The following is a 12877-nucleotide window of genomic DNA, read 5'->3' as shown; positions in this document are numbered from 1 at the left end:
AAGGAGGAAATCGCATGAAAAAAATCGAAAGAATACTTGCAATGATCGTCTTGCTGTTAGACAACGAGGTAGTTTCGACTGCTCAGTTAGCCCAAAGGTTTGACGTAAGTAAAAGAACGATTTTTAGAGACATTGAAGCAATCGAACTAGCAGGATTTCCGATTATTTCTCATGCCGGTCGCAATGGCGGTTTTTCTTTAGTGAACTCATTTAAATTGCGAACATACACTTACAGTGGGGAAGAGAAACAAGATATTATCAATGCCCTAAATGTAAAAGAGAGTTTATTTGGATCTGTTGGCCAAAACAATATGATCAAAGAAAAAATCGCATTGATGCAAGATACAACAAATAAAGAAAAAGAATTGAAAAAAAGTTTCTCATTTGAGTCGCCAACGATGCATCGCCTTGAAATCGAAAGTGAAACGAAGGAAAAAATCAATCATATTAATCTTGCGTTGAAACAGAATAACAAGTTAGTAATTAATTATGTAGATAATAAGGGAGAATATACCGAAAGAACAATCCATCCATATGAATTAATGTTGATGAATGGTAGTTGGTATATTTTCTCATACTGCGAAACAAGAGCAGCGTTTAGATATTTTAAGGTCACACGTATTCGGCAACTTACAATACAGCAAACGACATTCGAATCTGTTGGTTATTCGAATAAAAAACAAATTGAATCTGAGGAGAAGTTGATTCATTTACGATTTAGGAAAGAAGATTTAGGTAAGCTCTATGACTACTACACAGAAGATGAAATGCAGGTAACAGAAACACATATCGATGTCAGGATCTATACGGTCCAACGAGAAACGATCGTGCCATTTTTGTTGATGTTTGGTAATGGTGTAAACGTCATTGCGCCTAATGAATTAAAAGAGAGGCATAAAGAAGCAATAATCAGGTTGCAGGAGACCTACTAAAAGGTGGTGACTTTGAAGGTACTTCAGAGGTGATTGTTGAATAAGATTGGTTGGTTGAGTTGTGAGAAGTGCTGGTAGTTTTACTAGTCAGACGAACTTAAGAAAAAAGAAATCGGTCTAAAATTGTTAGAAAGAAAATTCTATCAATGGTGGGCCTTTTTGTGATTCGTTTTGTTAGGAGTGAAGGTGTATTTAATTGTTGTAAATCAAAATATGGATCATGATAAGATGAATTTTTTAAATAAAAATGATATGTAAAAAGTGTGAGGTGAGTATATATAAAGCTAATGTCAGTATAGATTGATATTTTTTTGTATGTATAAAATATATGTTTGATATGTTTTTCGTTTGTATAATGAGAGGCGGAAAATAAAGTCGAATGAACACTTATTACAGGTGTGTAGAGGAAGGTGCGGGACGTTTATATAAAAAACATTTCCTATTTTTCAGTAAAACAAGAAACGTTTGATAAATAATTAATATTATTTTTATATCTAATTCTATTCTATGGGTTTGGTAATGATAAATCAATAGTGAAACGAAGAAAAAAACGATATAAATTTCCAATTTTTAATAAAAAAACAGAAAAAAATGAGAATTTCGAATAAATACATTACTTATTCGAAGTGACTTTAATGATTGAGCGAATAATTGGTTGTTTTTATCAGCCGTCAATTTCGCCGTCAATAATATAGGAAGGATTTGATTTTTTTGGCTAAAGGTGAGAACATTTACAAACGAAAAGATGGACGTTGGGAAGGTAGATATCCAAAAGCAAGAAAAATTGATGGAACTATTCATTATGGTTACATTTACGCACGGTCTTATCGAACTGTAAAAGAGCAATTGCTAGATAAAAAGGTAGAACAAACAATGGCTTACACAGGTAAAGCAAAAGAGTTTTATGGCACATTTGGAGCTTGGAGCAATCTTTGGTTAACAGAGATCATGGCTCCAAAATTGAAAGAAAGTACGTATGCCAGCTATAGTAACAAACTCCAACTATATGTTTTACCAAGTTTAGAAAAACAGCCATTAAAAAAAATCACAGCCTCTGATATAGATAAGCTAGTTAAACGATTGTCAGAATCTTTAGCAGCAAGCTCAGTTCATATTGTTTTCCGTATCATCAGAAGCTGTTTTGAAGCTGCCAAAGAACGCAGTTATATATATTTAAACCCGTGCGAACGGACAGTTTTGCCTAAAATCAATAAGCAAAAAGTTCAAGCTTTGACACGTGTGCAACAAAAGGCAGTAGAAGTTGAAAGTATGAAAAACAATAAAGGATTGCCCATTTTACTAGCATTAGAAACGGGCATGCGTATTGGTGAAATTTGTGCATTAAAATGGGAAGACATCGATTTTGATTCGTCAGTACTAAAGGTACGACGAACAAAACAACGAATATCTTTGCCTAGTTCTTCCGGTCAACGAACAAAAATTGTTGAAACAACGCCTAAGACGATCAATGCAAATCGAATTATTCCGATGTCTTCAAAAATAAAAAAAGCCTTGCTACATTTGAAAAAAAAAGCAGTCTCTGCCTATGTTGTGACGAACAAAGAACATTCAATCGAGCCTAGAACAGTCAGCTATCGATTTGAACGTATCAAACGAAAACTTGGATTAAATAATGTACCTTTTCATGCGCTTCGCCATACTTTTGCAACGCGTTGTGTGGAATTGGGTGTTAATATCGCTGCGTTAAGTTCTTTGTTGGGACACTCATCGATAAAATTAACATTAGATACATACACAAATTCTTTTCTAGAAGAACAACGTGCAGCAATTGATAAATTAGCGTATCTGTAATTTTTATATTACATTTTTTTGTTTAGTGAACTAGAACTGCTTTTTTTTCTTTTTTTATAACAAGTGTTACGTAAAGAGGTTTTTGAATATTTTTTAAAGCCAACTTTTTCAATTTTGAAAGAGATGGCTTTTTTAGTTTTGTTCGCCGTCAGACGAGCCGTCAACAGAGAAACATAAGCTATAAAGACTAATATTTTACGTTCAATTTCCTGTTTTACTGAAAAACAAGAAGTACTTAAGACGAGCTAAAGACAGTCTAATACCTAATTTCAATTAGTATAAAAACTATTTTATATTACCGCAAATATAATGATTGAAGATAGGAAAAAACTTAATAAAACATAGAATATGGAGGGGAAAATGGACATGTATAATATTGGGATAATTTCTTCAAATACCAAGCTAGATGATAGTACATACATAGAAGCATTGAAAGAAACAAAATGTAATGTTCATTATCTCAAAGATAAACAAAAATGGAACATCACTATGGATGAACTAGATGCACTTATTATTGAAGAAGCAGAAACTGAAAATCAAATGAGTATAGTGTGCGAATCTATTATAAAAATTCGAGAACAAACCTCAGCTCTGCTGTGGGTATTATCTAAAAATAAAGATAAATCTGCAAGAATTGTGTATATGAAGCTAGGAGCAGACGGAATCATCAATACATCAATTGATTCAGATGAACTTTCTTTATTTGTATGTGGAAGTTTGAGACGTTTTGCTGAAAAAAAACAGAAAGTTTATGAGGAGCAGGTAAATCCGCTATTTCAAGAGTTGACTATGCCAAAAAAGAAAGTTGAACTTATTCATTCTAATTTCAGTGTTTTATTGAATGGAAATCAAGAAGTAAGTTTGACTAAACTTGAATTTAGAACAATCGAATTGCTAAGTAATCATGCAGGGCAGGCATTGACCTATGAAGAAATTTACAAGAATGTCTGGAGTGGTGAAGACGAAGATAAACAATATCGAGTAGCTAATATCATTTACCATTTACGCAGGAAACTTGAAGGAGATGATAGTACAAATGAGTACATCAGAACAATTCGTTCGAAAGGGTATATGTTGATTACTTAATAGGAGCGCAAAGCTCTAAAATACCAACATTTAAAACTGTTTTCATTTTTTCTGTAACCATTTGCTTGTCAAGTTGACGAATAGAAATGGAAAGAAAAAATTGAAATAAATGTGTCTAAATATACGACACACTCATTTTTGAGGAAAGGAGGAAAAATGTTGAAAGTTTTGAAAAAAAGTTCTTTCGTTGCTATTTTAATAACTCTATTCAGTGTAATGAGCTTTTTAGTTTTAAATAATCAAACGAAAATAAAAGCTTCTGACAAAGGTGGCAGTTCATATGTTTTAGAAAAGAAATCCGAAACTAAAAATCAAGTTGAATTTGATTTGAAAGTGAAAGATCCTCAAAAGAGCACGATTACGTTATCTTTAGATAACTCTGACCAACGTATATTATATGCTGAAAACATTATGGATTATCTTCCAGAAAAGGTCGCAAACAAACTGGAGATCACAGATGATGATACGGAAAATCAGGTCACAATTAATTTTAAAGAAACACTTGGTAGTAATACATTACCAATAATATTTAAAGCATCGGAATATAATAAAACAATATCCAATACGCTTAAAGTAATAAGTGACGAAAAAGTAGTTTCTAAAGCTAGTTTTGATTTGGACTATCAAAAAGAAGTGATTGAAACACCAGTTGTGGTCAAAGATGACGTGAAAGAGCAGGCGAGAGGGTTTCGAAGTGCAGTATCTGTTAATAATTGGGATACATTTAAAGCGGCTTTAGCGAATACTGCAGTTGATGTGATCAATGTTGATGCTGATATTACAAGAACAGCTACAAATGCAGCTTCTGCTCCTGGAACATTGTCTAGAAATTTAACGATCAATGGGAACAATCATAAAATCGATTTTGGTGCTAATAATGGTAACGTAACTTTAGGTGCCACTTCCGTAAATAAATTAGTGGTAAATGATGCAATGATTACCAAACAAGGAGCAACTTCGATTTTTAATTCATCCTCAGCTTCCGCTATTTGGGATGTGACATTCAATAATGTTAGTACACCGGAAAATAATGTTTCAGGTGTAATCGAAGCCACAAATAGCACGTTAAGATTAGCTGGTGAAAATAACTTTTACGCTACAAATAATACGGTCACGATTTTACATGTTTATTCAAGTGATGGTGCTAAAAGTAAGATCACGACGAACCAATCAAGCAACACTCTAACGGTTTGGGCAGTGGGTATAAATGATGGAAATCGTGGTGGCGGAACGATTAATTTAGATAATGCCACCTTAGTAGCACATTCCACTGGTTCTTCTGCTATTCGCTTACGTTATGGGGGCAATAAATTTAATGTGACCAATCGCTCAAAATTAACAGCGATTACTGATACAACAGGTGGCGATGCAGCGACTGTACGTTTTTCAACGAATAATCCAAATAATGAGTTTAATATTTCAGATAACTCAGAGATCGACATTCAACATTTAGCCGGTGAAGCTCCAGCTTTACGTTTAAATGGAGATGGTTTTATTACAAATGTATCTGGAAAATCAAAATTGAATCTCTACAATAAAGGATCAGGCAGTGCAAGTAATAATTCGAATGAAGCCTTGAACTTACCTGGGAGTAATAATACTTTCACGATTCGTGATAAGGATAGTCAAGTGAACATGATTGCTAATTACGGACCGGCTGTATATGGAAATTCAAATACATCCACAATCGATGCAGGACCAGATACAGAGTTTATCGCTAGAGGAAATACTAGCGGTGAAGCCTATGGTGTATTCAATATGGGAGCTAATGCCAGTGTTCTGATAGATAATCCGATTTATTATGATTTTGCCAACACACGTTCAGGCGGAGCCAACATCTTTAGTTTGAGTGGTGCTGGCGGAAAATTTGTAGCAAATAATACCGATGTCAGTGTTTGGAAAAAAGGGAAAAATGTTTACGTAGATGATCCGTTATACGATTGGACCTTGATTGATTTTACATTAACTGGTTCTAACTTAGCAACAATTGCAAGTACTAGTGATACTGGTTTTAAATCACTATTTGGGCAACCAAATAATTATGCCCGAATGAGTGGGAATAATGCTAGACCGATCGTGGATGACTTAAGAATACCGACGAATGCAGATAAAGCAATTTATGGGCACGTTTCAGTTCCTGAAGGGGTCGAGGGTATTCGTGATGCTTGGACAGATGAAGTCGAGGTTGATGTAACTGTAAAAAATGCAGATGGTTCTATTGCGTACACCTTGACGGACGATACAATCGGTTCTCCAGGTCTTTCACTGTGGGGAGAAACTGCTAAGAATGGGCTATTTAAAATCAACCTTCCAAACGGTAAATTTCTTGAAACAGGTCAAACGATAGAAGTGACCGGTGCCAGACGTAGAGGTGCGAATAGTCAATCTGGAAAAATGCACGAAAGTTTGCCAGAAGATATTCAAACAACGATTCAAACCGTTATTGATGTCACGCCACCAACTCAAACAGCTGTGTCAAATACCTTAAATAATGCTACAAAACAATTATCTGGCACAAGTGACGAAGATGGTGCAAAAGTATTTGTCAAAGTAAATGGAGAATGGTTAAAAGGGGTAGATGGTAAAGCAGTATCTACAACCGTTGACGTTGGAAAATGGACGTTGAATTTATCTAGGTATTTAGATAAGTCTGATAAAGTAGATGTTTATTTAAAAGATAAAACAATCATTAGCCCAATACCAACTTATACATTGCCAAAAACGTATACGCAAGAACCAGATGGTGTATTTGGAAATCTCAATGTAGAGGTGGATGGCTATGACGGAGCTGGAGGTTATTCAGGTTACCATGATGCTGTAAAAAGTGGGACGGATGATAATCGTTTTGAATCAGCTAACAGGCTAATTGTTGAAGATGGAATTCCAGATATGCCATTAATGGAAAAAACGGTTATTTCTTCGAGTGGTAAATCAACACAAGTCGGCGATATCCTAACGTATACACTGAAAGCGACGAATGGGAAAAAGGCTACCCTTGATGCAGTTTGGAATAAAGTCACTGTAAAAGATACAATTCCAGAAGGATTAACCTTTGATCCAGCGACAGCCGCAGTAACGATCAATGGAATGGTTGCAACAGCCAGTGATTTTACCTACGATGCTGCTACTCGTTTATTAACAGTCAATGTCGGAAACTTGAAAGCTGGAGTGTCTGCTACGGTAACGTTTAAAACAGAGGTTCAGCAATCAGCCGTCGGTAAAGTAATCAATAACGTGGGAACAGCAACTGGTTTTTCACCGAGAGAATCAGGGGAATTCATAGAAGGACCGGACGATCCTAACCGAGCCCATGAGGTATTTTCTAAAAACGCAAACGTTGATAATCCAGGAGGAAGTATTTTCGGTATTCTGGAACTTGTTTCAGCGCCTAAAACTATTAATTTTGGAACAACTAAGTTTAGTCCTAAAGGAACAAAAATCAATAATCCTTCTTATGAAGGTGGCGATTTAGTTGTGAAAGATAGCCGTGCAGTTCAAGAAACATGGACATTAAATGCACGCTTAGAAAAAGAATTAGCTAAAGTTGATGATCCGAGTACCTATATCCCTAGAGCAATTCGTTATGTACACCAAAATGATGAAATCACTTTAATGGGTGCCTCGCAACCGATTATCTCACGTAAAAATGCTAACAGTGATTCGTATAATATCAGTGGTACTTGGTCACCAGAAGGAGATGGCTTCAAATTAAAAGTAGAATCCGGTCAATCGGTAGATGCTGGTAAATATGAAGCAACCATCGTTTGGGAATTAGTCGCAGGACCACCATCAGCAAATCCATAAAAAGTAGAGGAGAAAAGTATGAATAAAAAAATATTACCTATCTTGCTATCTTCTATCATGGGTCTGATGATAGTCACGCAGTTTTCAACATCTGTGAATGCAGCTGAAAACCAAAATGGGGGACAAGTAACGACTGAGGGAATCATTACGTTCTATGAAGACTCGACTGAGCCAACAACGGAACCACCGTATGAATCAACAACAGAATCTTCAAAACCAACGCTGTCTAGTTCATCTGAACCTAAGGTAGTAAAACCTGTTGGAAGATATCCTTCCACGGGAGAAATTATCAAAGGCTCAATAGGGATTGGCGGAATTGCTCTAGTTGCTATTGCACTGTTCCTTTTCTTTAAGAAACGTAAAAAAGAACAGGAGGCAGATAAATGAAAAAGAAAACATTGATTTTGACTGCCGGCATGTTACTTGTAGCAATCGTAGGAATGAAGAACGTTGCTTTGGCAGAAGAAGGCAAGGTGACCGGACATGGAACGGTTGAATACACTGGAGAACATCCCAAAGAGCCAATCGATCCAGAAAATCCAGTCAAACCTGTTGATCCAGGTCCAGGACCTTCAACAGACGGAGAACTTAGATTTGATTTTGCATCAACGTTTAATTTTGGTAGAAGTAAAATAACTGAAACAGACCGCAATTTTTACGTGAATGCGCAACTATTTCATGATGGAACAGCTGCCAGAGGCAACTTCTTGCAAGTGACAGATTCTAGAGCAGAAGCTTCGGGCTGGACGCTTCAAGTTCGGCAAGAATACCAATTTAAAAATGATGTTATTCAAGAGAATACAGAAAAAGAATTGAGAGGGGCAGTCTTATCTTTTGATAAAGCGTGGGCAAATACCGCGTATACTCAAGAAAAATCGCCCCAACTCAGTAAAGATATTATTCAATTGAATGCACCTGGAACAACCTTTCCAGTAGCCTCTGCTGCACAAGGTCAGGGAAAAGGAACGTGGATTATTTCTTTCGGTGCGTCTGAAGAAAATAGCCACGAGCAACCAAACACACTTTTTCCTAAGGTTGATGAAAACAATCAGCCAATCTTAGATGAGAACTTTGAAAATCAGCAAGTTCAAGGAAATAAAGCCATCTTTTTATCTGTACCGGATGCCGTAAAAATCCATCCAGTACAATATCAAACCGAGTTAACTTGGATATTAGCCGAGTTACCATAAAAAAAACACACATAAAAACTAGGAGGAAACACACATGAAATTCAAAACATTATGTTCAGTAGCAGTAGTAGCAGCAATCACAACAGGAGCGTTAGCTCCAATGGCGGCAAATGCCGAAACAGAAGCAAAATCACTATTAGGTCACGGTGAAGTAACATACGAAGAAGATGATAGCAAAAATTTACCAGGAGACCCTGAAGATCCAGATGGAACAAAAGTTGATCCAGATAAAGACAAAAACCCAGATATCGAACTTAACGAAGATGGCGGACCAATCACAATTGATGCTGTTACTAATTTAACATTCCCTAACCAAAAAATTGGTGTATCACCAAAACCAACAACAGATTATGCGAAACCAGTTACGTTAACGTTAACTGATGGAACAACTGTAACACGTGGGAACTATGTACAATGGACAGACAAACGTGCAGGAAATGACCACACTTACCAAATCAAAGCAGCAATGACAAAACAATTCACAAATGGTTCAAATAAATTAGAAAATGCAACAATTTCTTATGCGAATGGTTTCTTAAACTCTAATATGCCAGCAGCAAACTGGTCAGCATCACGTCCAGAAGCATTTGTTTTAACACAAGATGGTGCAGGTAAACTTGTTTATGATAATTCAACATCAACTGGTGCACAAGGTTTAGGTACATTCTACGCTGAATTTGGAACGTCAACTGCAGATGCCAAAAATACTCTTGAAGAAGCCTCTACTGGTTTAGCAGGAGAGTCTGTTCAATTGTCAGTTCCAGCTGGACAAAGTATTGTTAAAGGGAAATATGTTGCGGATATTACTTGGTCAATCGAGTACACTCCAGCACCAGCTGCTCCTGAAACACCAGAAGCTTAGTCATTAAAAGTAAAAATAATCAATCCTCAAGGCGCTGATTCCTAAAAAAGGGATCAGTGACCTTGTTTATAGTCTTAAATGGAAGAAGGAAATTTTATGAAAAATAAACTAACATACATAGTAACAACTGTTCTCATTTCAATTATTACACTTAGCGCATGGTCAACGACTAGCCTTGCTCAAGAAGCAGGCGGTGCAACAGGATTTGTTTATGAAATAAAATTTCCTGAAAATCAACAAAAAGAGGCTGGCTATTTTGATTTAAAAATGGCATCAGGTCAAAAACAAAAGGTACAAGTATTACTAAAAAATCCAAGAGACAAAGAAATTACCGTTGAAACAAGCCTAAATGGCGCCAAAACCAACATGAACGGTGTCTTAGAATATGGCCCGATCAATCTAAAAAAAGATGCCTCACTAAAATATGATTTCGTGGATGTGGTGAAAGCTCCAGAAAAAGTAGTATTACCGCCAAACTCTGAAAAAACATTAGACATAGAAATTACAATGCCTCAAGCTTCTTATGATGGGGTGATCGTCGGTGGTATTCAATTAAAAAAAGCCGATGATGAGGAACAAAAAACACAAAATGGCGCGAATGTCATCAACAAGTATGCCTATGTTATTGCAATGGTTTTACAAGAGACCGATGCTAAAGTAGAACCAGAATTGAATTTGAACAAAGTCAGTGCAGGACAATCAAATGCACGTAATGTTGTCTATGTAGATGTTTCTAATATTAAAGCAAACTTTTTAGATAATTTATCTATGGAAGCGCAAATCACATCTGATAAAAGCGAGGAAGTCCTTTACGAAACGAAGAAATCTTCCATGCGGATGGCGCCAAATTCTAATATGACATTCCCTGTAAGTATGCAGGGGGAGAAAATGGTTCCAGGAAAATACCGTGCCCATGTATTGGCAACGTCTGGCAGTAAGAAATGGGAGTGGATGGAAGATTTTGAAATCACGACAGAAGAAGCAGATAAGTTTAACCGTGAAGACGTTGGATTGGTACAAGAAAAAGGGACGAACTGGTTATTGATCATTGGTGCCGCTGTTGGGTTATTCGTGGTTATTTTGGTTATTTTCTTCATTATTCGTGCGATTCGTAAAAAGAGAGAAGCTTCTAAAAAAGCAGAACGTCGTAAAATAAAAAAAGAGCAAGGGCTAAGTAAATAATGTTGGAAAATAATTGGAGGGAAGGATCATGACAACATTAGATTGGTTTTTTATTATAGGATTAGTGTTGGCAGTCCTTGCCATCCTATTCTTCATTCTTTTTCTATTTTTAACCATTAGAACTGGAGCGAAGGTAAAAAGTTTAAGCAAAAGAAAAGCGAAAACAAAGAAAAAGAAGAAGAAACTCCGTATAGCCAAAAAGAAGTTGATCAAGCAAAAGAAAAGTCAACGGACAGGGACTATTATTTCTTTGTTTACAGGTCTATTCTTAGGTGCTGGGGCGTTTTATTCTGCTTATTACCAAGCGATAAACTTAAGCACGGATGATTCTGATTCTATTGCGAAAGGCTATTATCTAATCAGTGATTTTGATAACGAATTGAGTAAAGCGAGTAGTGCAGCAGAATCTCAAGAAAAGACTGAAACAAATTTGCGGTACCTTGCAAATAGTATCGCAAGTTATGGAACGAAAAAAGCAAGTACCGTAAATACACAAGAAGGTCAATTAACGTTAAACCGCTATTACAATGCCATGAAAGAGCTAGGCGCAAATGTTATGAGAAATTATAACTACATTTATAACAATCCTGATTTGGCAAAAGAGTATCAAGAAGATGTTAAAAAGGTAAAAGAGTATGAGCAAAAAGTATTCAAGCTGTACAATGTCAATGAAGCTGCTTTAGATAATAAAAAGTAAACAATTGAGGTGATTTATCATGGAATCACAAAAACGTACAGTCAAAAAGAAAAGCAGCCCTTCTAAGCAACTAAAGAAGCCGAAAAATCAAAAAGACAAAAAGAACCTGCCGATAAAGCCGAATCGACCTAAGAAAAAAGCAAAGAGGCTTATTCAGTCAAAAAAAGCGAAAATCGAAGCTAGGAAGAGAAGAAAAAGACAAAAACGTAAAGCAATGTTATTGGAATTTATAGGGGCAATAATGATTGCAGTTTTTCTTGTTTTTATCCTCTCGCTATTTCTCTTCGCGCTACCGAAATTCAAAGGGTATTCAATGGTTCCCACCTTAAGAGATGGGGATCGAGTCTATGTGAACAAGCTTGGAAAACGCAAGACCTTCGAGTTGGTGTATATTCAGCTGCCAGGAACCAAGAAAAAAGAAATACGGCGGATCATTGGGTTGCCTGGTCAAAAAATAGCCTATAAAAATGATCAACTGCAAATTGATGGGGAAAACAGAGACGAAAAATTTATCTTTGATGAACAGCAAACCTCACAAGAAAATGGGCGACTGTATACCGATGATTTTTCGATTTTTACGTTGACTGGAAAGTCAGAAATCCCAGCAGGGAAATACTTGGTTTTAGGGGATAATCGCCCTTATTCAGTGGATAGTCGCCAGTATGGATTGATCGATGAACAAGCTATTATTGGTGTGGTGGAAATGAGAATCTTGCCGTTACATCTGCTAAAGACTTTTTAATTAAACACAGCGGGGAAATATCTTGATTCTATGTAAGTGTATAAATTTTTTTATTCTGTAAACTAAACAGTCGATTTTATTTAAGGGAATAATTCCTAAGACGTTTTAGGAGGAAAAAACTAGAATCATACTAAGTAGTAAAAAGATGAAATTATTTTTTATAGATAAATTCGGAGAGACTGAATGGACACTTAAAAAATTGACCATGAGGATTTCGAAGTAGTAAAAGACGGGAAAGAATACGTTGTAAATTATTACTACGATGTTGATATGAATTTTGATGAGTAATCAACGTTAAATAAGTTTCAGTGATGATAATCATCAAAAAAAGAAAAAGGCGGTATCCTTGCAAAAGGGTATCGTCTTTTTTCGCACTTTACACTACATAAAAAGCGAAACAGATTCCATTTTTTTGTCGAAAAAATAGACGGAAATAAATAAAATAAATATAAAAAATAATTTAATATAAATAGTTGTTATTTCATAAATGTCTAAGGGGAGGGAAGTGAAAGAAAAACTAAAATTTATTAAACAGTTATGATATTAAAAGTATTTAATTTGTTTATAAAT

The 12877-nt window shown here is 35.8% G+C and carries 10 protein-coding genes; all 10 read left to right on the top strand.

Translation table 11 applies throughout. The annotated features are described in order from the left end of the window. Nucleotides 1-14 precede the first annotated feature (14 nt). Nucleotides 15-932, top strand: a complete 918-nt coding sequence (locus JZO69_RS12125) for a helix-turn-helix transcriptional regulator (protein ID WP_207113132.1) — start codon at nt 15-17, stop codon at nt 930-932. A 711-nt stretch (nt 933-1643) separates the two neighbouring features. Next, on the top strand, nt 1644-2744 hold the full coding sequence (locus JZO69_RS12120; RefSeq protein ID WP_207113131.1) for a tyrosine-type recombinase/integrase: 1101 nt from the start codon (nt 1644-1646) through the stop codon (nt 2742-2744). A 360-nt stretch (nt 2745-3104) separates the two neighbouring features. Then, nucleotides 3105-3830 (top strand): response regulator transcription factor, encoded by a 726-nt coding sequence (locus tag JZO69_RS12115; RefSeq protein WP_207113130.1) that lies wholly within the window; start codon nt 3105-3107, stop codon nt 3828-3830. A 159-nt stretch (nt 3831-3989) separates the two neighbouring features. Further along, nucleotides 3990-7634 (top strand): isopeptide-forming domain-containing fimbrial protein, encoded by a 3645-nt coding sequence (locus tag JZO69_RS12110; RefSeq protein WP_207113129.1) that lies wholly within the window; start codon nt 3990-3992, stop codon nt 7632-7634. An 18-nt stretch (nt 7635-7652) separates the two neighbouring features. Beyond that, a complete protein-coding gene (locus tag JZO69_RS12105; RefSeq protein WP_242586799.1) occupies nt 7653-8021 on the top strand; it encodes an EF2685/EF0750 family sortase-dependent surface protein in 369 nt (122 codons plus the stop codon). After that, nucleotides 8018-8824, top strand: coding sequence for a WxL domain-containing protein (locus tag JZO69_RS12100; RefSeq protein ID WP_207113128.1), 807 nt, complete (start codon nt 8018-8020; stop codon nt 8822-8824). The genes JZO69_RS12105 and JZO69_RS12100 overlap by 4 nt, the downstream gene beginning before the upstream one ends. A gap of 34 nt (nt 8825-8858) precedes the next feature. After that, nucleotides 8859-9686: a WxL domain-containing protein gene (locus JZO69_RS12095; RefSeq protein ID WP_207113127.1), complete on the top strand. Its 828-nt coding sequence runs from the start codon at nt 8859-8861 to the stop codon at nt 9684-9686. 96 nt (nt 9687-9782) lie between these two features. Then, entirely contained in the window at nt 9783-10868 is a 1086-nt protein-coding gene (locus JZO69_RS12090) for a WxLIP family cell surface protein (protein ID WP_207113126.1), read from the top strand. A 28-nt stretch (nt 10869-10896) separates the two neighbouring features. Beyond that, nucleotides 10897-11565, top strand: a complete 669-nt coding sequence (locus tag JZO69_RS12085; RefSeq protein WP_207113125.1) for a hypothetical protein — start codon at nt 10897-10899, stop codon at nt 11563-11565. A 19-nt stretch (nt 11566-11584) separates the two neighbouring features. Beyond that, a complete protein-coding gene (lepB, locus tag JZO69_RS12080) occupies nt 11585-12307 on the top strand; it encodes a signal peptidase I (protein ID WP_242586797.1) in 723 nt (240 codons plus the stop codon). The last annotated feature ends 570 nt before the right edge of the window (nt 12308-12877 follow it).

This window comes from Candidatus Enterococcus ikei (assembly GCF_017316105.1).
In the GTDB taxonomy this organism is placed as follows: Bacteria; Bacillota; Bacilli; order Lactobacillales; family Enterococcaceae; genus Enterococcus_L; species Enterococcus_L ikei.
The sequence above is the reverse complement of the archived record's forward strand: the minus strand, read 5'-3'. Positions and strand labels throughout refer to the sequence as shown.